Consider the following 25,378-nt stretch of genomic DNA (forward strand, 5'->3'; position numbering starts at 1 on the left):
GACTTGGCGAAGCGAATGTCCGTATGAGCGCCTTTTCCGCCGAGGCGATGAAGCGCGCCGCCGCGCGCGCGGCGCTCGAGTCCGTAACCCATGGCATGCGGCTCGGGCTCGGCTCTGGATCGACGGCGGCGCATTTCGTCGATCTTCTCGGCGCCCGCGTCAGGGAGGGGCTGGAGGTCGTTTGCGTGCCGACCTCCGAGCGCACCCGCGCGCAGGCCGAAAGCCTCGGGATAACGCTCTCCACCCTCGACGAGACGCCGCAACTCGATCTCACCGTCGACGGCGCCGACGAATTCGACCCGGCGCTTCGCCTGATCAAGGGCGGCGGCGGCGCGCTGCTGCGCGAAAAAATCGTCGCCGCCGCCTCGACGCGCATGTTCGTCATCGCCGACGCGACGAAGGAAGTAAGAACGCTCGGCGCCTTTCCCCTGCCGGTCGAAATCGATCGGTTCGGCGCGCGCTCCACCATGCTGCACATCGAACGGGTCGCGCGCGGACTGGGGCTCATCGGCCCGCTGATGATGCGCGAAGCGGAGCCTGGCGAGCGCTTCATCAGCGACGGGGGCCATTACATCGTCGATTGCGCATTCGGCGCCATTGACGATCCAGACGCCCTCGCTGCGCGGCTTTCGGCGATTCCCGGAATCGTGGATCACGGACTGTTCATCGGACTCGCAACGGCGATCTTCATCGCCGGCGCCGGGGGCGTGCGCATTCTGGGCAACATATCGGGCGACCCCTTATGACGTTCGACTATGACCTTATCGTCATCGGCGCCGGATCCGGCGGCGTCCGCGCCGCGCGCGTCGCCGCCAGCCATGGCGCGAAAGTCGCGATCGCCGAGGAATTTCGCGTCGGCGGCACCTGCGTCATCCGCGGCTGCGTTCCCAAAAAACTCTACGTGCTGGCGAGCCGCTTCCACGATGACTTCAAGGACGCCGCCGGTTTCGGCTGGCGCGTCGGCGACGTGTCCTTCGACTGGCCGGCGCTCGTCGCCGCCAAGGAAAAGGAGATCACGCGGCTGTCAGACCTTTACGCTGAAACGCTCGCGAGTTCCGGCGTCGAGCTCATCCGCGCGCGCGCGACGCTCACCGATCCAAACGGCGTGCGTTTCTCCAACGGCCGGACCGCCCGCGCCCGCTACATTCTTATCGCCACCGGCGGCGCGCCGGTGCTCGCCCCCCACATTCCGGGCATCGAGTTCGGCATATCTTCGAACGAGATTTTCGATCTGCCGAAGTTTCCGCAAAGGCTGCTGATCGTCGGCGCGGGATATATCGCCGTCGAATTCGCCAGCGTCTTCGCGCGGCTCGGCGCGACGGTGCATCTCGCCTATCGCGCCGATCTGCCGCTGCGCGGCTTCGACGACGATCTGCGTTCGCGCGTCTGCGAAGCGCTCAAGACGGCTGGCGTCGAACATCGGGCCGGCGTCCTGCCGACGCGCATTACGCAAAACGCCGGCGTTCTGAAGGTCGAGATGAGCGACGGCGCGCCGCTCGAGGTCGACTGCCTGCTCATCGCCACCGGGCGCAGGCCGATGACGCAAGATATGGGGCTTGAGGCCGCAGGCGTGGACTTACGCGAAAACGGCGCGGTCGCCGTCGACGAGCGCTCGCGCTCGAACGTCGACTCCATCTACGCCGTCGGCGACGTCACCGATCGGATCAATCTGACGCCCGTCGCCATTCGCGAGGGGCAGGCCTTCGCCGACAGCGTCTTCGGCGCCACGCCGACGACGGTCGATTACGCATGCACGCCAAGCGCCGTCTTCACCACGCCCGAAATCGGAACGGTTGGGCTGACCGAGGCCGAGGCGCTGGCGCAGCAGGGCGCGATCGATATTTATGAGACGCAGTTTCGCCCCATGCGCGCGACGCTCTCCGGACGCGGCGAACGCGTTTATATGAAGCTGATCGTCCACGGCTCGAACGGGCGCGTGCTTGGCGCGCATATTTTGGGTCCCGAGGCGGGGGAGATGGCGCAGCTCATCGCCGTCGCCTTGCGGATGGGCGCGACGAAGCGCGATTTCGACGCGACGATGGCCGTGCACCCGACGATGGCGGAAGAGCTCGTGACAATGCGCGCGCCGTCGCGGCTGCTCAGGCCGCAGGCTTAGCGCGCGACATCCGCATCGATCCCTGTATGCGCGCTAACTTCTTGAACCAACGCACTTTCTATGCCGAACCGGCATCCGCTTCGGCGCAAATGATTTAGGCTTCGATCCGCTGGCGCGGCGGCTGCGCCGCAACGGGCTGCTGCTCCGGAGCCGGAGCGGCGGGCGCCGGCGCCCATCTGTCGAGGAGGGCGCGAAGCTTGCGCCGCGCCGCGCCCGTCTTCGCCTCGGTGACCCGAGAGAAGAAATAGCCGGCGACGATGGCGACCCCCATCACCGAGAAGGCCACGGCATAATTCTGCGGGGTGGCGAGCTGCGTCGCCCAGTCATTCCCCCATGTGCTGCCGACCGCCGCCCGCGCGAAGATCAGGATCGGCATATGGATGCTGTAGAGCGAGAAGGAAAAATCGGCGAGCGTCTTGTGGAACTTGGGACGCAGCAGCGAAAAACCCTCGGACGGCCCGTAGCGGAAGGCGAGCAGGACATTGATGAACAGGCCGGACGCAAGGAGATCGCCGGCGTCGGCGAGCCAGGGATGGGCCTCAAGAAGATGGCCGCGCACGACCAGCCGGATGACCGCGACGACGGCGGCGTAGAGGATGAGCGCCTGCCAGCGCGAGCGGATCATCGGCCGGGCAAGCAGCGTGGCGAAGGCGCCGCCGGCCCAAAGAATATAGCCGAATTTGAACCAGCTCGCCGGCGTCGAGAGCGCCAGGAAGAGCGCCGCGCCGAGCGCGAAACCCAAAAAGCGCAGCGCCAGCGGGTAGTTGCGTGCGAAGGGCAACAGCAACAGCGGAAAGGTGACATAGTACCAGAATTCGCAGGCGAGCGACCAGAGCGGCCCGTTGGTGCCGAAATAGTCGAAGGCGATGCCTTGCAGATTGAGAAAACTCGCAAGAAACAGAAGCGGGGAGAAATGGCCCTTGAACAGCGGCCATTCGTAGACGCCGCTGCTGGCGAACAGCCACCTGCCGAGCGAATCGAGAACGAGCGTGAGCGCGACGGCGGGCCCCACGACGAGATAGATTCGCGACACGCGATGAATGAAGTATTCGCGCAGGAAGGGCTGGTTCTTGCGCACATGCGCGAGCACGGCGCCGCCGACGAGATAGCCAGACATCACGAAGAAGGCGAGCACCGCCTGGTGCCCAAGCTCGAAGGCCGAGTAGAACCACCAGAGATAGGCGAGCGGCCCGTGCGGCGCGCTCATGATGTCAGCCTGGTTGGTTAACAGGTTGTTCGTGTGGACCGCCAGCACGACAAGCGCGCCGAGCCAGCGGGACGCCTCGATGAATTGCGATAGAATGAACGGCATCGCCCCGGTTCGCCCCCTCGCTCTCGGCGTCGCTCGCGCCTCGGCTTTATAGCGGGTCGCCCCCGGCTTCGCCAAATCGTTGTGGCCAAGCGGAGGGTCGCATTGGAGGCGATAATCCACTATAAGCGCCGCTGGCGTCGCTGCGAGAACGACCCCAGCGCCTGTCGGGCCTGATTTTGCGGAGTTTTGCGAAGTGGAACGTTGGACGCCGGGCAGCTGGAGAAATCTACCGATCGAGCAGACGCCGGTCTATCTGGACCCGACGGCGCTCGCCGATGTCGAGCGCCAGCTCGCCGGCTTTCCGCCGCTGGTTTTCGCCGGAGAAGCGCGCAATCTGAAGCGCCACTTGGCGGAAGTGGCGGCCGGCAAGGCGTTCCTGCTGCAGGGCGGGGACTGCGCCGAGAGCTTCTCGGAACATTCGGCGGACAATATACGCGACTTTTTCCGCGTCTTCCTGCAGATGGCCGTCGTGCTGACCTACGCCGCCGGGTCGCCGGTGGTGAAGGTCGGGCGCATCGCCGGCCAATTCGCCAAGCCGCGCTCCTCGCCGATCGAAAAGCAGGGCGACCTGGAGCTGCCGAGCTATCGCGGCGACATCATCAACGACATCGCGTTCAACCCGCAGGCGCGGGAACCCGATCCGCAGCGCCAGCTGCTCGCCTATCGGCAGTCCGCGGCGACGCTGAATCTCATCCGCGCCTTTGCGGCGGGCGGCTTCGCCAATCTCGAAAACGTCCATCGCTGGATGCTGGGCTTCGTCAAAAGCAGCCCGCAATCCGAGCGCTATCAGAAGCTCGCCGATCAGATCACGGAAACGTTGAGCTTCATGCGCGCGATCGGTCTCGACCCGGAACATCATCCGGAGTTGCGCGGCACCGACTTCTACACGTCGCATGAGGCGCTGCTGCTCTGCTACGAACAGGCGCTGACCCGCATCGACTCGACGACGGGCGACTATTACGCGACCTCCGGCCACATGCTCTGGGTCGGCGACCGCACCCGTCAGGAAGACGGCGCCCATATCGAATTCGTCCGCGGCGTCAAAAACCCGCTCGGACTAAAATGCGGTCCGAGCCTGAAGCCCGACGCGCTGCTGCGCCTCATCGACGCGCTCGATCCCGAGAACGAGCCCGGCAGGCTGACGCTGATCTGCCGTTTCGGCGCGGACAAGATCGAGGACGCGTTGCCTGAGCTGGTGCGGGCGGTGACGCGCGAAGGCCGCAACATCGTCTGGTCCTGCGATCCGATGCATGGCAACACGGTCAGCGCCGGAGGCTATAAGACGCGGCCGTTCGATCGGATCATGTCGGAAATTCGCAACTTCTTCGCCGTGCATCAGGCGGAAGGCTCCTACGCCGGCGGCATTCATCTCGAGATGACCGGCAAGGACGTCACCGAATGCATGGGCGGCGCGCGGGCGATTTCCGAGAGCGATCTGCGCGACCGCTATCACACCTATTGCGATCCGCGCCTCAACGCCGAACAGGCGATCGAAGTCGCATTCTTGGTGGCCGAACTCTTGAAGGCGGAACGCGTCGCCCGCGGCGTGCGGGAGCAGCACGCGGCGGAGTGAGCCAAGAGCCAAGCCAAGACGCGCGGGCCGGCTAGCCCGTCGTCTCCTCCGCTTCGCGGACCGTCATCTCGGCGCCGTGCCAGACGAAATCGTCGTAGAGCAGCGCGTCGATGAACATCACCGGCAGCATCAGGTCGCGCACGATCAGCGCAAAGGGCGTGCGCCAGTCGAGCGGGAAGCCGCAGACCCGCGCCAGCCAGATTTCGCCGCCGTGCAGCGAAAACACGATGAGCGCCGTGACCAGCGCCACCGTGGAGACGCCGCCGTCGAGCTGAACGGCGGCGTAGGCGCCGAACACGATCGCCGCAAAACTGCCGTTCATGAATTCGGGAATGTAATGGGCGGGAAAGGTCGCCCGGCGCAGACGCGCCCAGCGCACATGCCGCGAGTAGACTTCGCGCGCGGTGCGCTTGCCAAGCGGCTGCTCGAAGGGCATGTCGACGAGGCGCACGTCCATGCCCTGCGCGCGGATGACCTTGGTGGACGCCGCGTCTTCGGCGATTTCGCTCGCCAGCGCGCGAATGCCCCCGGCTCTGTCGAGCACGTCGCGCCGCCACATCATATTCTTGCCCTGCGCGAAGCCGGCGCCGATCGCTTCCGCGCCATATTGCCAGCGCGCCTGGAACGTATTGAGGATCGCGCATTCGACCGTCGCCCAGAAGCCTTTCGGACGCGAACCGATGGGCATCGACACGCTCATCGCCGTATTGTCGCGGAACGCGGCGAGCATGGTCTGGATATAGTCGCGCGGCGGCAGCGCGTTGGAGTCGGCGAGGATCACATGATGATGCCGCGCCGCGTCCCACCCCTTGACGCAATTGTTGAGCTTGGGATTGGCGCTGACATAATCGTCGCCGACGAGCAGCCGCGCCTCGCGCTCGGGATGCGCCGCGATCAGCCGCTCGACCAGCGGAATGACCGGATCGCTCGGCGACTGCACGCAGAATATGATCTCGTAATCGGGATAGTCGAGATCGAAGGTCGCGCCGAGCGTCTCCTCGCTGAAGGGCTCCAGCCCGCGCAAGGGCCGCACGATGCTTACCGGCGGCGCATCGTCCGGCGGCGGCAGAGTTCGCTCCCGCGCCCGACATTTTCGGGACATCAGCGCCATGCTTGTGAAATTGAGGATGAGGATAACGGCGCACCAGCCGGCGCAGATATAGGCCAGGATCATGAACGGCGCTTTTGCTTAAGAGTCGTAACGGAGAGAATCACAACGCCGGACGCCAGCGGCGTGGCTCGGCTTTCGGCGCGCGACGCCCGGGCGCGGCCATTTCGAAATTCCGCCTGACAAAGACGTCGCCTCTTGGCAAAAGGAAGGTGGCGCGAGAATCTTCTCCCGACGCGCGGCCGCCGAACATTCCTGCTGAAAACCCTGCTGCTGCATCCCTTGTTGAAACTCCTGACGAAGCTTCCTCATGACCTCTCCGATCGTTCGTTTCGCGCCCTCGCCGACCGGCCGCATTCACATCGGCAACGCGCGCGTCGCGCTATTCAACTTTCTGTTCGCCGCCGCCAACTTTGGACGATTCGCGCTACGGTTCGATGACACTGATTTTGCTAGATCCAGCGAGGAATTCGCGCGTGGAATCGAGGTTGATCTCGCCTGGCTGGGCGTCGTTCCGCATGCGGTTTTCCGCCAGTCGGCGCGCGTCGCGCTCTATGAGGACGCCGCCGATCGCCTGCGGCGCTCCGGCCGCCTCTACCCTTGCTATGAAACCCAGGAAGAGTTGGACAAGCGCCGCAAGATGCAGCAGGCGCGCGGGCTGCCCCCAGTTTACGATCGTGCGGCGCTGCGCCTGAGCGCGTCTGACCGCGCCGCGCTCGAAGCCGAGGGTCGACGGCCGCACTGGCGATTCATGCTCGAGCCGGGCGTCGCCGAATGGAATGATCTTGTGCGCGGTCCGGCGCATATCGACTGTTCGGCCCTGTCGGACCCGGTCCTGATCCGCGAGGACGGCAGTTTTCTTTACACGCTGCCCTCGGTCGTCGACGACATCGACATGCGGATCACCCATGTGATTCGCGGCGAAGACCACGTCACCAATACGGCCGTGCAGTTGCAGCTCATCCGAGCGCTTGCGCCTGATGCGCCGGCGCCGATTTTCGCGCATCATAATCTTCTCATCGGCGCGGGCGGCGAAGCGCTGTCGAAGCGAACCGGATCGCTCTCCATCGCCTCGCTGCGCGAAGAAGGCTATGAGCCCCTCGCCGTCGCCGCGCTCGCGACGCTGACCGGCTCCTCCGACAATGTCCACGCCGTCCGCTCGCTCGACGAACTCGCGCAGAGTTTCAATCTGTCGCATGTCTCGCGCAATCCGGCGCGTTTCGACCCCGCCGATCTTGAGACTCTGACGCACCGGACGCTTGCGCTCTACGAATATGACGACGTGCGCGAGCGGCTCGAAGCCTTGACGATCGTCGGCCGCAAGGCGGAGCCCTTATGGCGCGCGGCGCGCGGCAATCTTGCGCGCTTCGACGATATTCTGACATGGTGGCGCGTCGTGGACGCGGAGATCGAGCCGATCCGCGAGGATAAATCATTCCTGCAAGACGCGGCGCAGCTTTTGCCGTCGGAGCCTTGGGACGAGACCACATGGGCGGCCTGGACGAGCGACATCAAGACGGCGACCGGCAGAAAGGGCAAGGCGCTCTTTCACCCGCTGCGGCTGGCGCTGACCGGCGCCGAGAGCGGGCCGGAGCTCGCCGCGCTGCTGCCGCTCATCGGCCACGCCAAGGCGCTCGCGCGACTTGTCGGCGCCCGCGAATGAAAGCGAAGCGCTCGTGACGTTTCTGGCGAGCATCCACGAGATCATCAACTTCGCGGGTCTGGCGCTCGACGTCGTCGGCGTGCTGATCATCGTCGCCGGCGCGGTCCTGTCGACGCTCGCTTTTCTGACGCCCTGGAGAGCGCGCCCCCTCACCTATCGCGGCTACCGAAAGAATGTCGGCCGCTCGATCCTGCTCGGGTTGGAGTTCCTCGTCGGCGGCGACATCATCCGGACCGTCTCCGTCGAACATCCAAGCCTCGAGAACGTCTTCGTGCTCGGCCTGATCGTGATGATCCGCACGGCGATGAGCTTTACGATGGAGGCGGAGCTCGAAGGCCGCTGGCCGTGGCAGGGCCGAAGCCTGGAGACGGCGGCGCCAAGCGAAGATGAATCGGCGCCGTCATAGAATAAGTTTTGCTATTAATAACTACCTGTCCCGAAGTTTCGTCCGTGCGCTCTTACCACGGACCCATCCTTTCTCTTGGACATCCATGAACACAAAGAGCTCCAAGCCGGCACAAAGATATTGGGGCGTGCAAATCAAAAGTACACTCCCGTTGTCCGGCTTGCCAACGGTCCTCCAATTTGAGCTATGATGCCGTTGATACTAACAAAATACGGGCCGTCGACGCCACATGGCAAAGTCCTCATTTCGATCTGCAGAACATCAGCTAAGTTTGATATCGATTCGCTGTTATGTAAATCAGTGAAGATGATGACCGTTGACGAAATATTTCGCTCTCTTACAAATATACCAATCGTCGACATAATGGAAGATCGTCGGATCGAACGAAAGGTTGTTGGCGTATCCGCAAGGTCCCTGTCAGATTACTTTTCAATATTTGCGAACACGCCGCCAGATGGCGGTATAATCTTAATTGGAGTTGATGACGACGGCAGTGTATCAGGATGCGATGCCGCAAACCAACATCATGTCAATGAGCTAGAGCGATCGGGGGACGTCCATTGCCCAGATGCGCGCTATGAATTGCAAACAGTGAGATGCCTCAACAAGAATGGTTCCCCTGACTTCATTCTCGGGATCCGTGTCCACTATCGACATGACAAGGTGGTTGAGACGAACCAAGGCGAGGCCTTCATTCGAAGGGGCGAATCGCGTCGGAAACTGACGGATGATGAAAAGCGCGACCTACGGAACGCAAAGGGCCAACTAGATTTAGAGCAGGAGCCGGTGCCCCTGCTGTATCCAGACGATTTCAAAGCGCATCTGATCAGTCAGTATGTATCTAGCGTGCGCGCCGCGCGTAGGTTGTCCGCCGAGCTTTCGCCAGAAGAAATCCTCGAAATTCGCCACCTAGGCAAAATCAAGAACGGAAAATTTCACGCGAATTTGGCCTGCGCTCTCCTGTTCGCTAAAGACATTGAATCTATCGTTCCTGGGTGCCGCATCCGCTTTTTTAGGTTTGACGGGACCGTCGAAAAAACGGGCGAAGATTACAATGTCATAAAAAGCGAGTGGATCGAAGGAACTGTGTCCGAGTTGATAGTTGAAGCTCAGAAGGTAATATCGAGCCAAGTAAGAGAGTTTAGTAAGCTTGGAAAAGACAATAAGTTCTACTCTGTTCCTGAGTATCCAGAACAGGCCTGGTACGAAGCTGTCGTTAACGCGTGTGTTCATCGTTCGTACGCACTAAAAAACATGAATATATTTGTGAAAATGTTTGATGACCGCCTAGTTGTGGAAAGCCCCGGCGGGTTCCCTCCATTTGTTACGGCTGATAACATTTACGACATGCATCAGCCTCGAAATCCACATTTTGATGGATGCGATGTTTTACTTGAAATTTGTTCAATGTGCGCATGAAGGAACACGACGCATACGTGATTATATGCAAAAAATCTGGACTTCCTGCGCCAATATTCGCGCAAAAAGAAATAGGCAGTGCGCTTGTTCAAGTTACGTTGAAAAACGATATTGACCACAGAAAGGTTTTCGTTGACACAGACGCCTTCAATGTTTTAGGTGAAGGTCTTGCAAAATCTCTTGGCGATTATGAAAGGCGAATTGTAAATTTTATTGCTGAAAATAGAACCATAAACGTCACGCAAGCAAGCAATCTAATCGGAAGACGTTGGCAGGCTTGCAAAAAAATACTAACGGGATTGGTTGATAGGGGAATTTTAGACCACATCCATAGCAAGGAAATTGAACGCGATGCTTCTCAATATTACGCTCTGAAAAAGAAATTTAGCGATAAGATCAAATCTGCCGGCCCTGAATAAAGGTGTATTGAGAAAGTCCCGGACCAAAATTCATACCTATGTTTTTTTGAGCGCAGAGAAGTCAGTGAAAAGAACTTGAGCATAATATCACACGGGCATGGGAGTTCTTGAAAAAGGTCGCCGGCGAGATTCACGTCGAGCACAAAGCGTCAGCGCCTCCTTCCCAAGACAGTTCCTGATGAAGATCCAGTTGCTTCTTCTAACGAGGCCTTTCAAACGCGCCTGTCATTCGCCCGCTAAGGCAGCACCGAAACGCCGAACAGCCAGGGGTGCAGATAGAGCACGATGAGAAACAGCGCCGTTCCGACGCCGAGCGCGATCGCGTCGCCGCGCGTGAATTGCGAAATCCGCGGCGCGCCCCCGTCGCCGCGCTTCTTCACCGCGACGCGGTCGAAGACGCCCCAGGCGAGAAAAGACCCGAACAGGATCATGCCGCCGAGATCGCCATTGACGAGAAGATGCGCCAGCGCCCAGCTCTTTATCGCGACGAGCGTCGGATGGCGCAGCGCGCCGCGAATGCGGCCTGGCGGCGCGCGACGGCTCACGATCGCGACGAAAGCGAACCAGACGAGCGGCATGGCGAGATGGCGCCCCCACGACGGCGGCGTCCAGACATAGATCAGGCCCTCTGCGCGATAACGAATGAAACCATAGACGATGAGCCCGAGACCGATAGCGGCGACGATCCCGTAGGCCGCCTTATAGGTCTGAAGGCCGTAGCGCTCGATCAGACCGGCGCGCGTCTCGCGAAAGCTCGTCAGCGTATGGACCCCGAGAAAAATCACGATTCCGAGAATGAGAATAAGCATGGGTTCTCCGCCTTCCGGATCAATTCGCGTCTAAAAGCACCGCACCTGCGCCTCGGCCTGGGCGCGGCGCAACTCTTGAAGCATATCGCGGGCCGCGTCCGTGTTGCGCATCAGCGCGCCGACCTGCCCCGCCTGCTGATTGACGCTCGCGACGGTCTCGGCCGTGACATACCGCTCATAAGGCAGAATGGTCGCGATGACGTCTATGGAGCACGAGCACTGCTCCAAGGAGAGGCGCGAATCGCCATTCGCCTTCATGCAGCCGAAGACGTAATCGGCGCGCGCGGAGGTCGGATAGTCGTTGAGATCCGCCGCCCGCGCCCAAGCGCCCGCAAGCGGAAGCAGCGCGACAGTGAGGAATTTCGATACCGGGCGCATCTTTTTCGTTCCTGCCGGGTTCTTTCCTTGGACAGAATATCGCATGCGCATGGGCGACGCACCGAACCGCTATTCGACGAAGGGATGGCGCGCAAGCTGAGTTTCGGAGCGGCCTCGCCCAGCTTTGAACAGGGAGGACGGCATGTCGAAGCCTTTTAGTCCTATTTGGTTGCTGATGTTGGCGGCGCTCGTCTGCGCGCCTCTGTCGCTCGCTTTCGCTCATGGCGCGATGCAGCGCCAGCAGAACGTCTGCATGCTGAAAATCGGCCCGGATTTCATGTATTTCTCCGGCTACCAGCCTGCGGCGTCGCGCAACAGGTTCTGTGAGGACATTCCCACGATCGGCGCGACGATTTTCGTCCTCGATTATGCTCAGGACGAGATGCGGGAAATGTCGACGGACTTTCGCATCATCCGCGACATCGGCGACAAGGAGCCGCAGGACCGCCTCGACGCGGCCACGGTGGCCTATCTGCCGCCAAAGGTCTATCCGGCCGGCACGCTGAATTTTGAACATGTCTTCAACGAGACCGGCCAATTCGTGGGAATCGTCACGGTCGACGGTCCGAACGGCGAGCACTGGGTGTCGCGGTTCCCCTTCACGGTCGGCGGACGGCCGCTGTTCGCGCGGATGCCTTACTTTCTTTTTGCGGCCGCCGGCGTTCTGGCTCTCGTGCTTTTCGTTTGGGAAAAGGATGACCAAAGCGCGCGCCGCGCTTAGGCGGCGCTTATCCATCACATAAAACCATGTGATCGATAGGAATCGCTAAAATCACAATGTCGAGCAGGTTCTCATCGAAAAAGTCCGTCAACTTTTTCGGGACCCTGTTCTGGGCGGACGACGGCGCGGCGTCATGCGGGCGTTAATTTGGACGCGCATAGATTGCGCCGAGCCTCCTGAACGTGCTGCGTATCAGGAAGGCTCAAACGCCGGGCCGGAGGTACGTCCGGCGTTTTTTATTTTGGAGAGCCGCCGGCGGCCGCGAAGGGCCAGAATTTCAAAAAAACTATGTGATTTTCACGACTTAACCATGTAGGGCTCTTGCCGAAGCCGCACCGTCTTGTCATCATCGCGGCTGGCTGGGGGCCGCGATGGGCGAGTTGGTGAAGCGATTTTCCGGATTCAGTTACAGCGCACAGGGCGGACTGCAGCGCGACGGCAAGCGCATTCATCTTGGCCCGCAGGCGCGTCAACTTCTTGAAATGCTTCTGGAATCTCCTGGCGCCCTGATCACCAAGGGCGAAATTGCCGCGCGGCTGTGGCCGGATCGCGCCGCGTCCGATGATTCCATCGACCGCTGCGCCTATCTTTTGCGCAAGCCCCTGCGCGACGCCGGCGGCGAGGAGCTGATCGCCACCGCCTATGGCCGCGGGCTGTCGCTGCGCGGGACGGTCGAGACCATCGACCAATGCGCCGCGCAAACGCTCCGTCTCGCCCCGTTGAGCGAGCCGCATATCCTCGATCTCTGGCAGACCGCCTACGAGCTTGCCGGCGACCGCACGCGAGAGGGCTTCGCGCGCGCGCAGGAAGCGATCGCATCCGCCGCCCAGATCGACCCCGGCAACCCGGCGGTCTGGGCTCTCGCCGCCGACATCGCCGCCGGCCGGGTCGTACGCGGGTTTCTTCGTCCCGCCCAGGCGGCGGCGATGATCGAGGACTTCGCCGGCCGGGCGCTCGACGCCCTGCGCGATCATACGCCGGCGCTGGCGGTTCTCGGCTGGGCCCGCGGCGCGCTCAGGGGCAAGATCGCCGAGGGCCTCGCGCTCCTCGATCAGGCCGTCGCCGTTGATCCGCTCTACGGCAAAGCGCGCGTCTACCGCAGTTGGCTGCTCGCGGCGGCCGATCGTCTCGACGACGGCCTCGCCGACTGCGAAGAGGGCCTCGTCAACTCGCCGCATGACCAGGCGCTGCTGTCGGTGCGCGCATGGCTCATTCTCTGCGCCGGCGACCTCGAGCGGGCGCGCCGCTATGCGCGCGACGGGCTCGACTTAAGGCCCGACGCCGCGACGCTGCATCTCGTGATGTCCATCGCCTACAGCCTTCAGGGCCTTCACGAACAGGCGGTGAGCACGGCGCGCCGCGCCGTCGCCTCCAGCCCAGACGATCCCTTCCAATCGAGCGTGCTCGCCTACGCCCTCGCCCGCGCCGGCCGCGCCGAGGAGGCGCAAGCGCTCATAGGCAGGCTCGTCCAAGACGAGGAGCTCTACGCGCCGCCCTGCTTCCTCGGCGCGGCGTTTTTCGCTCTGGGCAAGCGCGCCGAGGCCCTCGAAGCGATTCGGCGCGGCCTTTCCGACGGCTGTCCCTGGAGTTCCTTCGCACGCGTCGATCCGCGCTTCGTCGCCTTGCGCGGCGCCATCGACGGTTTCGGCCGCCCGCAACAGGCCGAGGCGCGCCCCGCCGGTTGAAATTGCCCGCCTCAGCGCTTATTGGCGCTGCACAGCATTCTTCCGGAAGGAAAAAAATGATCGGCCGTCTGAACCATGTCGCTATCGCCGTCGATAGCGTCGAAAAGGCTTCCGCCATCTACCGCGACGCGCTGGGAGCGAAGGTTTCGGCGCCGGAATGCGTCGCGGCGCACGGCGTGACGGTCGTTTTCGTCGAATTGCCGAACACCAAGATCGAGCTGCTCGAACCATATGGCGAAAACTCGCCGATCGCGGGCTTCGTCGCGAAAAACCCAGCCGGCGGCATCCATCACATCTGCTATGAGGTCGAAGACATTATCGCGGCGCGCGAGCAGCTTAAGGCCTCGGGCGCGCGCGTGTTGGGCGACGGAGAGCCAAGGATCGGCGCGCATGGCAAGCCCGTGCTGTTTCTGCATCCCAAGGACTTCTGCGGCGCCTTGATCGAACTCGAGCAGGCTTAAGGCGGATGCCCTTTTCCCTGCCGCTGGCGGCGGCGATCTATCTGACGATCTGGTGGATCGTGCTGTTCGCCGTGCTGCCGCTCGGCGTTCGCTCGTCCGAAGAGGCCGAAGAAGAACTTCCCGAGGGCGCCGACCCCGGCGCCCCCGCCTCGCCCGATCTCTTGAAAAAAGCGGGGATCACGACGGTGGTCTCGGCCGTCCTCTTCGGCCTGCTGGCGCTTTTCGCCAAGCTCACGACGTAAGCGGGCGCGGTCGCCCGCCGGGGGTTGACCGTCCCGCCGCCCGCCGGTAGTTGATCGCCAAGCGTGGGACGGACGCCCCGCACGGCCGAACGGACCGACCCGCTCAGTCGACTACGGCGGCGCCGCCCGCCGCCTCTGGAGCGAGCGCGTAGCTCAGTCGGTAGAGCACCTGACTTTTAATCAGGGGGTCGTGGGTTCGAGCCCCACCGCGCTCACCAAATAAATAATTGCTGCTATCGATCTGCTTAAAAAAGCGGTTCGGCGACCAAATGGTGACCACCGTTCGGAGCGCGTTCCTGATTTATCGATTCTCGCCGCACGAATGCGCGGAAACTTCATTTTTCGCGACTCTGACCACGCCGCATAGCTCGCACGGTCTATTGCTTCGATCCGAATCGGACAATGTCACTGCTTCGGGGTTCGAGCCCCTTGGGAGCGCCATTTGCGGCCGACGACAACGTCATGCAGATTCCCGTGCGCATCGCCCAGACTCGCTCACGCAAAAAGCGATAGGAATCCCTCCGAGGACGCAATTTTCGAATTTTATCTACTGGCAAGTTAAATTTGTTAGAAACCATTGAGACGAGTAAATTCATTAGGAAACGAAGCAATGGGAGGGGATATCAATGGGTTATATTTTAGGCCTTTCATTTGATTTCCATGACTCTGCGGCCGCGCTGATCAAGGACGGCGTTGTTGTCGCAGCCGGAATCGAAGAGCGATTCTCACGAAAAAAGCACGATTCGAGCTTTCCTCGTCATGCAGTCGAGTTTTGTATGCAATCTGCCGGGATTTCGTCGTCCTCACTCCAGGCGATCGCTTATTATGAAGTCCCGATGCTTAAGTTCGATCGAATCTTGTGGTGTTCCGAGCAAGCTCAGGGACGCAACCCCGAATATTTGGACAAGACCATATCGTCGTGGCTCCGATACCGAAAATTCGAAGTTATTGATCGGATATCGGAGGAGCTCGGAGTGGCCCCGGAAAAGATTTCGTACGTAGATCATCACCTATCTCACATGAGCGCGGCGTTCTATTGTTCCGGTTTTGACGCGGCGACAATCGTCACCATGGATGGCGTCGGAGAGTACGAAACAACGTCTTGGGGGATAGGAAACGGAACCGAGATACGAAAACTTGGATCGGTTTCTCTGCCAAATTCGATAGGGCTCTTTTACAGCGCCTTGACAGCCTTCTTAGGTTTCGAAGTTAACGAAGGCGAGTACAAGGTAATGGGCATGGGGGCGTTTGGAGAGCCCATTTATTACGACCTTCTAAGGCCGATGTTTCGGCTCGAGGAAGGAGGAGGATTTTCAATCGAGCCTATGTATTTCGAGTTTCTGACGCCTAAGGATCTTCCATTTACCGATGCGCTTGTTGAATTGCTGGGGCGGCCTCGAGACCCAAAACAAGATTTCGCGACTGTCGTTGATGATTTGCCGTCGGGAATCGCCGTGCATGAGGCGGACGCAATTTTGAAGACCAGCAAGCGCTATGCGGACATTGCCGCCAGTGTTCAGAAGGTTACAGAAGAGGTCATTTTTCACGTCGTGGACTCGGCGGTTCAAGCAACAGGCATCAAGGAAGTATGTCTAGCTGGCGGCGTAGCGCTCAATTCTCTCGCAAACGGTCGATTGATACGCGAAAGGGGCTATTCCCTATATGTGCATCCTGCTGCAGGGGACTCCGGCAGCGCGATCGGCGCGGCCCTGTGGCGTCATTATCAGGAGGCGGGAACGCCGCGTTCCGCCCCCCTCACCTCGGCTTATCTGGGCTCAGATTGTCCTTTGGACGAAGACATCGATCGCGCCATCGCAGATTCTGGCTTTCAATGTTGCGGGATATTTGCACACGATCAACTTCCTTTAGAGATTGCGCGACTGTTGGCCGAAGGCAACGTCGTCGGGTGGTTCCAGGGGAACGCCGAATGGGGTCCACGCGCGCTGGGGAATCGCAGCATCCTTGCGGACCCGACAAGAGCGGACATGAAAAAAATCGTCAACGAGCGCATTAAGTTCAGGGAGCCGTTCCGCCCCTTCGCGCCCGCAGTACTCCTCGAAGAGGTTCACAACTACTTCGAATGCCCCGCGATTCGAGATCGCACGAGCCCAGAATATTTCATGTTGGCGGTTCATCACGTGCTTCCGTCCGCTCGATCCAAGGTCCCGGCGATTACTCACGCGGATGGAACCGGACGGTTGCAGGTGGTTGACGCCACGTCCAACCCGGCTTTTTATAGCTTACTCAAAGCATTTAGGGAATTAAGTGGAGTGGCAGTATTAATGAACACGTCTTTCAATCTGAAGGGCGAACCCATCGTCGATACTCCGAGCGACGCGCTGCGTACATTTTCATACAGTGGCTTGGACTATCTGGTTATCGGTTCCCGTGTCGTATCGAAGGATTTTGTTATATGACTCGGCTGGATACGGAGGCTCGAACCGCCGTTATCTTCGACCCACCGGCGGACATAGCGATCCCGCATTCCAGGCAAGTGACCGAGGGATTCCGATTTCACACCGCGAATGTCAAATATCTGAGTGTGATCGCGCCAAGCGAGGCGCGGCGCTGGATTGAAACTTATCTGCCGAATGTGTCCGTACAAGACCCGAGCGTACTGAAGTCTGATCAATTTGACGCGATTGTGTTCACGATTCCTCGCAATGAGACAAAATTCTACGTTCCTCCGTTCGTAACTCCGTCGTCAAACGCATCATCGAAGTGGAAATGGCCTTTTTTACGCTCCCGAAGCGTAGCTTCTCCTCAAGTGTCCTCGCTTCGCTTCTACATTATAGACTGGAATGGGCGGTTATCGCCGCTTGCGCGCGAATATGACGATCAAGACGCGCTGAATATGGACGCTCATATTTTCAACAGGCTCTCTAAACCCGAGGCATGGGGCTTCTATTACTTCCCTTATGGCTACTTGTTTCGATATCCGGGGATGGGGCCCCTAAATCAATTCGGGTTCCGCGTGCCCGACGACCTTTCAAACCTCAAGAATCGCGACGCCAATCATAAGTTGGTCCTATGCTATGGCGGATCTACTGGATTCAGCATGTATACGCTTCCTCATCAAATGTATCCTGCCGTCATCGAATGTGCGTTGAATAAGAAGGCTTTGGAATCAGGGGCGGACGTTAAGTTCACGGTTTTGAATTTCGGTCAGCATGGTCATGTCGTGATGAATTCAATACTTACATATATGCTTTTTAATTATCACCTGAAGCCTGATTTTGTAGTCGGGCATGATGGGTGGAACGATATCCTTTATGGAATGGTGCAAGACCCTCGCCTTCTCAAGGACGGCAATGTCGCGTATCAGAATAATCTTGAGGGCTGGTCGCAGATCCTTCATGGAACGTCACAATTGCAGCAAACTCAGGCGGAAACACCCTTCCGAGCGATGTGCGCGGCGCCAGCGGTTCTGGGACAGTATTTTTCTCGAAAGCGGCAGTTGGAGTCGATGGTTGAAGCGAATGGGGGCAAATTCATTTGGGGATTGCAGCCGAATTGGGCTGGAAAAGGCAGGTTGCATCCACTGGAATCGGCAAACGTAGAAGCCTTCAAGACCCACACGCCTTTCACCGAAGTGACTCGGATGGCGCTGCCATTATTTGAGAGAGCATCTCTTCAGTTGGAAAGGTTGGATGTTGTAAAAGTTGACCTTTACAAAGAATTCCGGAAGTATGGGGAAGACGATTATCTTTTTGTCGATACAGTTCATCTCAGCCCTGATGGTGATGAGATCGTAGGTAAAGCCTACGCAAATGTCATCGCGGGATTGTGTGGCCTAAACTAGAAAGGCTTCTGTAATGAACCGAACAGAGATCTCTCAGATCAAAGCGGAGGAAGAGGAACGAATCCGCCGCCTCATTGATGAGGCGACACGTTTGCAACTCTCTCGAACAACGGAATATCTTCGTGGCCATCGGCGAGATTTGGTGGACATCGCGGTTCGCGAACGTACAACGCCCGAGCCGTCGAAATTGCCGTCACCATTTGTATACGCGATGCAGTGATCGCCCGGGGTCATTTCAGGCAAGGCCTTTTCGGGCGTGTTCTTGATGTAGTCGAAGGGCAGGAAGTCGTCGATGCGGCTCATGGCGTGGCGTGATTATTAGGTTTTGCGAAATCGCTTATGCCGCGTTTTCGTCCCTCTCATGCGCACAGGCCAAAATTTTCGACGTCTCCAAATTCACAGCGATATTTCAATCACATATGTGTTCGCATCTTTGTCCTGACCGGCGCGCCGCTCTGGACAGAACTTGCGAACACATATGTGATTGAAATACAGACATAAAGTTGGAAAAGCACTAAGGCTACGCCAGCAAACGTCGCGCGCGCTTACGCGTTCAGAAAGGTTGGCAGGCTCAAAGGACAACAAAAAGGCCAAGACGGTTGATTGATGGGGTGAGGCGACGCGCGACAGGAGCCGCCGCGCGCCCTTGGAATCTACGCAGACAACGCACCCATCATCTGGCTAGGACTACCGAATCTGCTGAGAAATGCTCTTTGGATTTAATCAAGCGATTTCGAGCTGACCGCGCCAATCAAGCGTCGATCGCTTGCCAAGCGCCAGTCGAAGAGCAATTTGGGGCGCACGCATAGGAAAATGCGTGGCGACTATATTAAACTGGCCCATCGATAGGCGCCGTCCGCGACGACACTGGAGGAGAAAAGATGCAGGTTGTCATACTTGCGGGCGGCATGGGGACGCGAATTTCCGAGGAATCTTATCTCCGCCCAAAGCCGATGATCGAGATCGGCGGCCGCCCAATATTATGGCATATTATGAAAATCTATCACGCTCATGGCGTGAACGACTTCGTCGTCTGCCTTGGCTATAAGGGCTATATGATCAAAGAGTATTTCAGCAATTATTTCATGCATAACGCCGACATAACCGTCGACGGCGAAACCGGACAGGTTGAATTTCATAGTCGCAAAAGCGAATCCTGGAAGATCACGCTGGTCGACACCGGCGAATCGTCGATGACCGGCGGACGGCTCAAGAGAGTCCGCAGCTACCTCAAGGAGGGACGGCCTTTCTGCTTCACCTACGGCGACGGCGTGGCCGACGTGGACGTCGGCGCGCTGATCAAGTTTCATCGCGCGCATGGGCGCAAAGCCACCCTCACCGCTGTGACGCCGCCCGGCCGTTATGGCGCCTTGTCTCTCGAAGGCGACGCCGTCACCAAATTCATCGAAAAGCCGCCCGGCGACCAGAGCTTCATCAATGGCGGATTTTTCGTTCTGGATCCTTCCGTCATCGACTATATCGACGGCGACGCGACGCCCTGGGAGGAAAGTCCGCTGGCGCGTCTGGCGGCGGAAGGAGAATTACGCGCATATAAGCATGAGGGATTTTGGCAGCCGATGGACACGCTGCGCGACAAGAATCGGCTCGAATCATTGTGGAATAGCGGTCACGCGCCGTGGAAGGTGTGGAGCTGAGGCGCCGAATGTGACCGGCGAGCGCGAGGAAATATGAAGCTGGACTGGCGGGAATAAGCGTGGACAAATGGAAGACCTTAGCCGGCCGGCGCGTTCTCTTGACCGGCCATACCGGTTTCAAGGGCGCTTGGCTCGCCCTCTGGCTTGATCGACTCGGCGCCGAAGTCTACGGTTTTGCGCTGCCGCCTGAAGGCGATGCATGTCTTTACGAGATGGCGCAGGTCGGCAAGCGTCTGCACTCGACGTTCGGCGACCTGAATGATTTCGAATCGGTCGAGGCCGCCGTCGCTAAAGCCCGCCCGCAAATCGTTTTACATCTCGCCGCGCAGGCGATCGTGCGCCGGTCGCACGCCGATCCGCTCGGCACGCTCGCGACAAATGTCATGGGCGCCGCGCATCTGCTGCAGGCCCTGCGCAGCGCGCCCGACGTTTCGACGGTACTGGTCGTCACCTCCGACAAGGTCTATGCGAATGACGAGCAAGGCGCCGCCTTCGCGGAAGACGCGCGCCTTGGCGGCAAGGACCCCTACTCGGCGTCCAAGGCGGCGGCCGAACTCGTCACCCGCGCTTACGCGCAGTCCTTTTTCAAAGATGCGCGCGTGAAGATCGTCACCGCGCGGGGCGGCAATGTCATCGGCGGCGGCGACTACGCGGCCGACCGCATCGTTCCCGACATCGTGCGCGCGGCGGCGAAGAACGAGAGACCGGTGCTGCGCATGCCGCACGCGACTCGGCCATGGCAGCATGTGCTCGATTGCCTGCATGGCTATCTGACCTATGTCGATGCGCTTGAACGCGGCGAGAACCTTCCCGAAACGCTGAATTTCGGGCCCGACCCGACAGCGCCGATCACGGTGAGCGAACTCACCGAGGAAATGCTCAAAGCGCTTGGCCGCGACGCGCGCTACGACCATCAGCCGGCGGATTCGCGCGAAATGCAGGTCCTGGCGGTCGACTCCGCGCGCGCCCGGGCGCTGCTCGGCTGGCGCGACCGCTTGCCCGGCCGGCTGGCGATCAACTGGACCGCGGATTGGTACCGCGCCGCCTTTGCAGAAAGCGGCCCTCTGGCGACGACGCTCGCGCAGATCGACGCCTTCGAGAAACTTCCTGGATAAGACAATGCAAACGCCAGCCTGCCGCTTCTGCGGCGCACCGCTGAAACATGATTTCGTCGATCTCGGCTCGACGCCGCTCGCCAACTCCTATGTCACGGCGGAAGAGATCGCGCGGGGTCTCGACAGGAGCTTTCCGCTCCATGCGCGCGTTTGCGACGCCTGCTTCCTGGTGCAGGTGGACGCGCCGGTGGCGTCCGAGGCGATCTTCTCCGACTACGCCTATTTCTCTTCCTATTCGGACAGTTGGGTCGCGCATGCGCAGCGTTACGCAGATGCGATGATCGAGCGGTTCGGGCTAGGCCCGCAGTCGCTTGTGATCGAAGTCGCGTCGAATGACGGCTATCTGCTGCAGCATTTTATCGCGCGCGGCGTGCCGGCGCTGGGGGTCGAGCCGGCGGCCAATGTCGCGCAGGCGGCGCGCGCCAAAGGCGTGCCGACGGAAGTCGCCTTTTTCGGCAGGGAAACGGCGCGCAAACTGGCGGCGCGCGGCGTCGCCGCCGATCTCACGGCGGCCAACAATGTGTTGGCGCATGTTCCCGATATCGGCGAATTCGTCGCCGGATTTGCGGAAATTCTCAAGCCCGGCGGCGTCGCGACCTTCGAATTTCCGCACGTCTTGAACCTCATCCGCGAACTGCAGTTCGACACGATCTATCACGAGCACTTTTCCTATCTCTCGCTCGTGGCGGTGGAGCGCGTTCTGGCCGCGAACGGTCTTGTCGCTTTCGACGTCGAGGAACTGCCGACGCATGGCGGCTCGCTCCGTCTATACGTCTGCCGCAAAGGCGCCGATCATGCGCCGACGCCGCGCCTGGAGGCGGCGCGCGGCGCCGAGCGCACAGCGCGTCTCGATGCGATCGACGGTTACGCTGGCTTTTCCGAAAAGGTGGAAGCGGTGAAGGCTTCCTTCCTGAATTTTCTCGCGCGCGCCAAGGCCGAAGGCAAGACGGTCGCCGCCTATGGCGCGGCCGCCAAGGGCAACACCTTCCTCAATGTCTGCGGGGTGAACGCGAATGATATTGTCTGCGTCTACGATCGCAGCGCCGCCAAGCAGGGAAAGTTTTTGCCGGGAAGCCATATTCCAATTCGCGCGCCCGCGACGATCGCCGATACGCGCCCCGATTATCTGGTGATCCTTCCGTGGAACCTGCGGGAGGAGATCGTCGGCCAGTTGGCCGAAATTCGCCAATGGGGCGGCAAGTTTGTGACCGCCGTCCCTGAAACCCGAGTGTTCGACGCTTGAAGTTTACGCCGACCGAAATGCCGGGCGTCGTCGAGATCGCGGCCGAGCCGCGCGCCGATGCGCGCGGCTTTTTTGCGCGCATCTACTGTCCGCAAGAATTTGCGGCCGCCGGCGTTTCCTTCACATCGACGCAGATCAATCTGTCGCGCAATGATCGAATGCATACGCTGCGCGGCATGCACTGGCAGGACCCGCCTAACGCCGAGGCGAAGCTGGTGCGCGTGACGCGCGGCGCGATCCACGACGTCGTGATCGACCTGCGCCGCGAGAGTCCGACCTTCCGGCGCTGGATCGCGAGGCGCCTCGACGCGAGCCGCGCCAATGCTCTGTTCATTCCCGAAGGCTGCGCGCATGGCTTTCTCACCCTCGAACCCGACACCGATGTGCTCTATCAGATGAGCCGGCCGTTCGTGGGCGGGCAGGCGCGCGGGCTGCGCTATGACGATCCGGGATTTGCGATTAGCTGGCCGGCCCTCCCCGCCGTGATCGGCGAGGCGGATCTCGCCTGGCCGTCGCCCTGGCGCGGCTGAAACGACAGAGATTTGCCGCCGGCGTCCCTATTCTGTATGCGTTCGTTGCACATGCTAACGCTTTCACGCCGGGGGGTCGCGTTGCGAGTTCTGGTGACGGGCGCTTCGGGATTTGTCGGTAGGCAAACTACCGGAGCGCTGGCTCGCGCGGGCGTCGAGGTTCACGCGCACGCTCAGCACGCTGAGAAAGTCGACGGCGCCGTTGTCGCCTATGGCGGAGATTTGCGCGCGCCCGGCGCGGCTGACGCGCTGATCGATCGGATACGTCCGGACACTGTGCTCCATCTGGCGTGGAACGTCGAGCACGGCGCATTCTGGACCAGCCGAGACAATCTCGATTGGACCGCCGCAACGCTACGTCTTGCTCGCGCCGCGCTTGACGCCGGCGTTCAGCGCTTCGTGGGCGTTGGAACATGTTTCGAATATCGCTGGCCGGACGACGGAACGTGCGACGAAGGAACCACCGAAATCGCGCCGACCACCCTTTACGCCGCCGCAAAGGACGCAGCGCGACGGGTGCTGCAGGAGCTTGACGATATTTCGTTTGCGTGGGCGCGCCTGTTCTACCTTTATGGGCCTTTCGAGCATGAGGCGCGGCTTGTCGCTTCCCTCGCGGCGAAACTTGCCCGCGGAGAAGCCGCGCCGCTTTCGCGGGGGCTTGCCGTGCGCGATTTTCTCGACGCCCGCGACGCGGGCGCGGCGCTCGCAGCGCTCGTTCTAAGCGAGACGACAGGCGCTGTGAACATTGCGAGCGGCGAGGGAGTGAGCGTCGCGTCCATCGCCGAGCGTCTTGGCGCGATTGCGGGTCGCTCGGATCTTATTCGCGTCGGCGCGCTGCCCGACCGTCCCGACGAACCGCCACGCATTGTCGCAGATGTGCGCCGACTGCGTGACGAAGTGAGGTTTCGACCGTCGCGAACGCTCGACGAGGGTCTCGCCGAAACCTACGCTTGGTGGCGCGCAGAGGTAGGGGGCCGGCCATGATCGCCGCTACTGCGAAGCAAGCATATGCTTGCGGAGTAATCTCACTCACCGGCCGAGCGACTTGGCTGAACCGGCGTTCCTGGCCGCACGGCCCGCTTCACATTCCAGTCGCGAGCATAAGGACTAGCGTTTATGAGCCAACCTGATTTCAGTCTCGTCATACCGACCCGTGAACGCGCCGCAACATTGCGCTTCTCGCTCAAAGCCTGCCTGGAGCAGGACTTCGATTCATATGAGATCGTCGTTTGCGACAATTGCAGTTCTCCGGCGACCCGCCAGGTCGTCGAAGAGATCGGCTCGCCGAAGATTATCTATCACCGCGCGCCCGAGACTTTGTGCATGCGCGATAATTACAATCTCGCGTACAGCCTCACGCGCGGCAAATATGTCACCTACATAGGCGACGACGATTCGCTCTTGCCGTTCGCTTTTTCGACGCTGCGCGGCTTATTCGCCAACCAGAATGTGAAGTCGATCAGCTGGGACAGCGCCATTTACTCCTGGCCGAACATCGCCCGCGACGATCTTGCGAATCATTTGCAGATTCCGCTCACTCGAAATGTCGAGCGGATGAATGGCCGCCAGACGATGCAGGACGTTCTGGCGGGACGCGCGCCCGCAACGCTCTTGCCCAACATCTATCACGGCTGCGTGGCGCGCGAAGTGCTTGAGCAGATCCGCGCGACCACGGGAAAAGTTTTCGATAGTTTCCACTGCGACACCTATTCCAGCTTCGCTGTTGCCTATTTGGCGGGAGAATATCTGTCGCTCTCGGCGCCGCTGTCGATCAGCGGGTTCTCCGCATCCAGCAACCACATCGCCTTTAGTTTTCTGCGCAGCAAACATCAAATCGCGCAGACATTTCGCGGCGAAAACGAGGTCGCAGGCCTGCGCCTCCATCCTTCCGTTCCCGATCTGCCTTCAGGATTCATTTGCGTTGCGGATTCTTTCCTTCGCGCCAAGGAAGACCTGTTTCCCGACGATCCGATAAGCCTCGATCGCCGGGCGATGGTGGAGAGCTTCTTGCTCGCCCCGCCGATCGACGACCTTGACGAATGGCCCTATGTGGAAGCGGAGTTGCGGCGATCCCTGTCCGACGATCCTGCGCTCGTTGCGTGGTTTCAACAGCGCATCGAGAATTTTACGCCGCGCCCGTCGCCTCGCGACAGCTATCGCCCCAATTTGGAAGGGATACACGCCCAGCGTCTGTTTCTCGACGCGAGCGGCTATGGCGTGACCGACATCGCCGGCGCGACGCGCCTGTCGTCGCGTCTGCTGGGTTATCGGGGCAAGACGCCAGAATGGATCGCCGGCCTTACGCCCGATGATTCCCGCCTACGTTCCTTCTACCGCCAAAAGCGATTGGAGATGCTTTTGAATCTCCTCAAGACGCGACGTCGGGCGGGGTCGGCGCGCCTTGAAACGCAAAGCGAGGGTTCCGCCGGCGTCAATCAGCGCTGAAGTTTGGCGCGCCAAACGCCGCCCCATGCGGCTCATCCGCTTTCACGAAGTCGCGAGGCGGCGATCAAGGCGCCGTTGCGGCGGCGATCGCTTCGCGCGGACGGCGCGATTCGACGCGCCTGCGTCTCTCTCCGGACCGGCTTCGGAAGCTGGCCAGAGAGATATTCGGCGGCGCGGAGCTGGTGACGAAGCGAGGCTGCGAAGCAGGACTGATTCGATTCCCCGTCGCAATATCTTGGCTGAAGTCGCGATTGGCGCCTCTCGGATAAGTAAGAG

The 25,378-nt window shown here is 60.5% G+C and carries 24 protein-coding genes and 1 tRNA gene; 21 read left to right on the forward strand and 4 right to left on the reverse strand.

From position 1 onward, the window contains the following. Nucleotides 1–23 precede the first annotated feature (23 nt). Together rpiA and gor are read left to right on the forward strand one after the other, a co-directional pair. Entirely contained in the window at nucleotides 24–746 is a 723-nt protein-coding gene (gene rpiA / locus BN69_RS06055) for a ribose-5-phosphate isomerase RpiA (RefSeq protein ID WP_041927182.1), read from the forward strand. Beyond that, a complete protein-coding gene (gor, locus tag BN69_RS06060) occupies nucleotides 743–2,116 on the forward strand; it encodes a glutathione-disulfide reductase (protein WP_014890681.1) in 1,374 nt (457 codons plus the stop codon). Before rpiA ends, gor begins: the two co-directional genes overlap by 4 nt. A 94-nt stretch (nucleotides 2,117–2,210) precedes the next feature. Here gor and BN69_RS06065 read toward each other — a convergent pair whose 3' ends face one another. Further along, nucleotides 2,211–3,428, reverse strand: coding sequence for an acyltransferase family protein (locus BN69_RS06065; RefSeq protein WP_014890682.1), 1,218 nt, complete (start codon nucleotides 3,426–3,428; stop codon nucleotides 2,211–2,213). A gap of 193 nt (nucleotides 3,429–3,621) precedes the next feature. Here BN69_RS06065 and BN69_RS06070 point away from each other — a divergent pair, with 193 nt between their 5' ends. Further along, a complete protein-coding gene (locus BN69_RS06070) occupies nucleotides 3,622–5,001 on the forward strand; it encodes a class II 3-deoxy-7-phosphoheptulonate synthase (RefSeq protein ID WP_014890683.1) in 1,380 nt (459 codons plus the stop codon). Between the two features lie 31 nt (nucleotides 5,002–5,032). Here BN69_RS06070 and BN69_RS06075 read toward each other — a convergent pair whose 3' ends face one another. After that, the gene (locus tag BN69_RS06075) at nucleotides 5,033–6,175 is read right to left on the reverse strand and encodes a ceramide glucosyltransferase (protein ID WP_014890684.1); all 1,143 of its coding nucleotides are present in this window, start codon (nucleotides 6,173–6,175) and stop codon (nucleotides 5,033–5,035) included. A 244-nt stretch (nucleotides 6,176–6,419) separates the two neighbouring features. Here BN69_RS06075 and gltX point away from each other — a divergent pair, with 244 nt between their 5' ends. From gltX to BN69_RS19065, 4 genes are all read left to right on the forward strand, one after another. Then, complete coding sequence (gltX, locus tag BN69_RS06080) at nucleotides 6,420–7,772, forward strand: glutamate--tRNA ligase (protein WP_014890685.1); 1,353 nt, start codon at nucleotides 6,420–6,422, stop codon at nucleotides 7,770–7,772. Beyond that, nucleotides 7,753–8,178, forward strand: a complete 426-nt coding sequence (locus BN69_RS06085; RefSeq protein ID WP_244435047.1) for a DUF1622 domain-containing protein — start codon at nucleotides 7,753–7,755, stop codon at nucleotides 8,176–8,178. The genes gltX and BN69_RS06085 overlap by 20 nt, the downstream gene beginning before the upstream one ends. 306 nt (nucleotides 8,179–8,484) lie before the next feature. Continuing rightward, nucleotides 8,485–9,597, forward strand: coding sequence for an RNA-binding domain-containing protein (locus BN69_RS06090; RefSeq protein WP_158491294.1), 1,113 nt, complete (start codon nucleotides 8,485–8,487; stop codon nucleotides 9,595–9,597). Then, entirely contained in the window at nucleotides 9,594–10,016 is a 423-nt protein-coding gene (locus tag BN69_RS19065) for a hypothetical protein (RefSeq protein WP_014890688.1), read from the forward strand. The genes BN69_RS06090 and BN69_RS19065 overlap by 4 nt, the downstream gene beginning before the upstream one ends. Before the next feature lie 236 nt (nucleotides 10,017–10,252). Here the strand turns inward: BN69_RS19065 and BN69_RS06095 are convergent, their stop codons facing one another. Together BN69_RS06095 and BN69_RS06100 are read right to left on the reverse strand one after the other, a co-directional pair. Next, nucleotides 10,253–10,825, reverse strand: coding sequence for an NnrU family protein (locus BN69_RS06095; RefSeq protein WP_014890689.1), 573 nt, complete (start codon nucleotides 10,823–10,825; stop codon nucleotides 10,253–10,255). A 30-nt stretch (nucleotides 10,826–10,855) separates the two neighbouring features. Further along, nucleotides 10,856–11,203 carry a hypothetical protein gene (locus BN69_RS06100; RefSeq protein ID WP_014890690.1) on the reverse strand — a complete coding sequence of 116 codons (348 nt, stop codon included), beginning with the start codon at nucleotides 11,201–11,203 and terminating at the stop codon, nucleotides 10,856–10,858. Nucleotides 11,204–11,345: 142 nt separating this feature from the next. On the opposite strand from BN69_RS06100, the gene BN69_RS06105 reads away from it, so the two are divergent. The 14 genes from BN69_RS06105 (at nucleotide 11,346) to BN69_RS06165 (ending at nucleotide 25,102) form a co-directional block, all read left to right on the forward strand. Beyond that, entirely contained in the window at nucleotides 11,346–11,924 is a 579-nt protein-coding gene (locus BN69_RS06105) for a hypothetical protein (protein WP_014890691.1), read from the forward strand. A 371-nt stretch (nucleotides 11,925–12,295) separates the two neighbouring features. Next, on the forward strand, nucleotides 12,296–13,609 hold the full coding sequence (locus BN69_RS06110; protein ID WP_014890692.1) for a winged helix-turn-helix domain-containing protein: 1,314 nt from the start codon (nucleotides 12,296–12,298) through the stop codon (nucleotides 13,607–13,609). Nucleotides 13,610–13,665: 56 nt separating this feature from the next. Next, nucleotides 13,666–14,070 carry a methylmalonyl-CoA epimerase gene (gene mce, locus BN69_RS06115; protein WP_014890693.1) on the forward strand — a complete coding sequence of 135 codons (405 nt, stop codon included), beginning with the start codon at nucleotides 13,666–13,668 and terminating at the stop codon, nucleotides 14,068–14,070. Nucleotides 14,071–14,075: 5 nt separating this feature from the next. Next, the gene (locus BN69_RS06120; RefSeq protein WP_014890694.1) at nucleotides 14,076–14,312 is read left to right on the forward strand and encodes a DUF1467 family protein; all 237 of its coding nucleotides are present in this window, start codon (nucleotides 14,076–14,078) and stop codon (nucleotides 14,310–14,312) included. 142 nt (nucleotides 14,313–14,454) lie between these two features. Next, nucleotides 14,455–14,530: transfer RNA gene (locus BN69_RS06125), tRNA-Lys, on the forward strand. A gap of 408 nt (nucleotides 14,531–14,938) precedes the next feature. Continuing rightward, nucleotides 14,939–16,729, forward strand: a complete 1,791-nt coding sequence (locus BN69_RS06130) for a carbamoyltransferase family protein (protein WP_014890695.1) — start codon at nucleotides 14,939–14,941, stop codon at nucleotides 16,727–16,729. Next, the gene (locus BN69_RS06135; RefSeq protein ID WP_014890696.1) at nucleotides 16,726–18,114 is read left to right on the forward strand and encodes a formyl transferase; all 1,389 of its coding nucleotides are present in this window, start codon (nucleotides 16,726–16,728) and stop codon (nucleotides 18,112–18,114) included. The genes BN69_RS06130 and BN69_RS06135 overlap by 4 nt, the downstream gene beginning before the upstream one ends. A 13-nt stretch (nucleotides 18,115–18,127) precedes the next feature. Continuing rightward, entirely contained in the window at nucleotides 18,128–18,334 is a 207-nt protein-coding gene (locus BN69_RS19070; protein WP_148277046.1) for a hypothetical protein, read from the forward strand. A gap of 661 nt (nucleotides 18,335–18,995) precedes the next feature. Continuing rightward, on the forward strand, nucleotides 18,996–19,769 hold the full coding sequence (rfbF, locus tag BN69_RS06140) for a glucose-1-phosphate cytidylyltransferase (RefSeq protein WP_014890698.1): 774 nt from the start codon (nucleotides 18,996–18,998) through the stop codon (nucleotides 19,767–19,769). Nucleotides 19,770–19,828: 59 nt separating this feature from the next. After that, nucleotides 19,829–20,884 (forward strand): CDP-glucose 4,6-dehydratase, encoded by a 1,056-nt coding sequence (gene rfbG, locus BN69_RS06145; RefSeq protein ID WP_014890699.1) that lies wholly within the window; start codon nucleotides 19,829–19,831, stop codon nucleotides 20,882–20,884. Nucleotides 20,885–20,888: 4 nt separating this feature from the next. Then, nucleotides 20,889–22,127, forward strand: coding sequence for a class I SAM-dependent methyltransferase (locus BN69_RS06150; RefSeq protein ID WP_014890700.1), 1,239 nt, complete (start codon nucleotides 20,889–20,891; stop codon nucleotides 22,125–22,127). After that, complete coding sequence (locus BN69_RS06155) at nucleotides 22,124–22,657, forward strand: dTDP-4-dehydrorhamnose 3,5-epimerase family protein (RefSeq protein ID WP_041926827.1); 534 nt, start codon at nucleotides 22,124–22,126, stop codon at nucleotides 22,655–22,657. Before BN69_RS06150 ends, BN69_RS06155 begins: the two co-directional genes overlap by 4 nt. A gap of 93 nt (nucleotides 22,658–22,750) precedes the next feature. Continuing rightward, nucleotides 22,751–23,641, forward strand: a complete 891-nt coding sequence (locus BN69_RS06160; protein WP_244435048.1) for an NAD-dependent epimerase/dehydratase family protein — start codon at nucleotides 22,751–22,753, stop codon at nucleotides 23,639–23,641. A 132-nt stretch (nucleotides 23,642–23,773) separates the two neighbouring features. After that, entirely contained in the window at nucleotides 23,774–25,102 is a 1,329-nt protein-coding gene (locus tag BN69_RS06165; RefSeq protein ID WP_014890703.1) for a glycosyltransferase family 2 protein, read from the forward strand. Nucleotides 25,103–25,378 lie beyond the last annotated feature (276 nt).

The sequence above is a fragment of the Methylocystis sp. SC2 genome, from assembly GCF_000304315.1.
Taxonomy (GTDB): Bacteria; Pseudomonadota; Alphaproteobacteria; order Rhizobiales; family Beijerinckiaceae; genus Methylocystis.

Excerpts from the sequence above, each read along its gene's own strand:
- BN69_RS06100 (WP_014890690.1), bottom strand. The coding sequence starts at position 11,203 with ATGCGCCCGGTATCGAAATTCCTCACTGTCGCGCTGCTTCCGCTTGCG.
- mce (WP_014890693.1), top strand. The coding sequence starts at position 13,666 with ATGATCGGCCGTCTGAACCATGTCGCTATCGCCGTCGATAGCGTCGAA.
- BN69_RS06150 (WP_014890700.1), top strand. The coding sequence starts at position 20,889 with ATGCAAACGCCAGCCTGCCGCTTCTGCGGCGCACCGCTGAAACATGAT.
- gltX (WP_014890685.1), top strand. The coding sequence starts at position 6,420 with ATGACCTCTCCGATCGTTCGTTTCGCGCCCTCGCCGACCGGCCGCATT.
- gor (WP_014890681.1), top strand. The coding sequence starts at position 743 with ATGACGTTCGACTATGACCTTATCGTCATCGGCGCCGGATCCGGCGGC.
- BN69_RS19070 (WP_148277046.1), top strand. The coding sequence starts at position 18,128 with ATGAACCGAACAGAGATCTCTCAGATCAAAGCGGAGGAAGAGGAACGA.
- BN69_RS06120 (WP_014890694.1), top strand. The coding sequence starts at position 14,076 with ATGCCCTTTTCCCTGCCGCTGGCGGCGGCGATCTATCTGACGATCTGG.
- rfbF (WP_014890698.1), top strand. The coding sequence starts at position 18,996 with ATGCAGGTTGTCATACTTGCGGGCGGCATGGGGACGCGAATTTCCGAG.
- BN69_RS06165 (WP_014890703.1), top strand. The coding sequence starts at position 23,774 with ATGAGCCAACCTGATTTCAGTCTCGTCATACCGACCCGTGAACGCGCC.
- BN69_RS06075 (WP_014890684.1), bottom strand. The coding sequence starts at position 6,175 with ATGATCCTGGCCTATATCTGCGCCGGCTGGTGCGCCGTTATCCTCATC.
- rpiA (WP_041927182.1), top strand. The coding sequence starts at position 24 with ATGAGCGCCTTTTCCGCCGAGGCGATGAAGCGCGCCGCCGCGCGCGCG.
- BN69_RS06095 (WP_014890689.1), bottom strand. The coding sequence starts at position 10,825 with ATGCTTATTCTCATTCTCGGAATCGTGATTTTTCTCGGGGTCCATACG.
- BN69_RS06130 (WP_014890695.1), top strand. The coding sequence starts at position 14,939 with ATGGGTTATATTTTAGGCCTTTCATTTGATTTCCATGACTCTGCGGCC.
- BN69_RS06105 (WP_014890691.1), top strand. The coding sequence starts at position 11,346 with ATGTCGAAGCCTTTTAGTCCTATTTGGTTGCTGATGTTGGCGGCGCTC.
- BN69_RS06135 (WP_014890696.1), top strand. The coding sequence starts at position 16,726 with ATGACTCGGCTGGATACGGAGGCTCGAACCGCCGTTATCTTCGACCCA.
- BN69_RS06065 (WP_014890682.1), bottom strand. The coding sequence starts at position 3,428 with ATGCCGTTCATTCTATCGCAATTCATCGAGGCGTCCCGCTGGCTCGGC.
- BN69_RS06110 (WP_014890692.1), top strand. The coding sequence starts at position 12,296 with ATGGGCGAGTTGGTGAAGCGATTTTCCGGATTCAGTTACAGCGCACAG.
- BN69_RS19065 (WP_014890688.1), top strand. The coding sequence starts at position 9,594 with ATGAAGGAACACGACGCATACGTGATTATATGCAAAAAATCTGGACTT.
- BN69_RS06090 (WP_158491294.1), top strand. The coding sequence starts at position 8,485 with ATGATGACCGTTGACGAAATATTTCGCTCTCTTACAAATATACCAATC.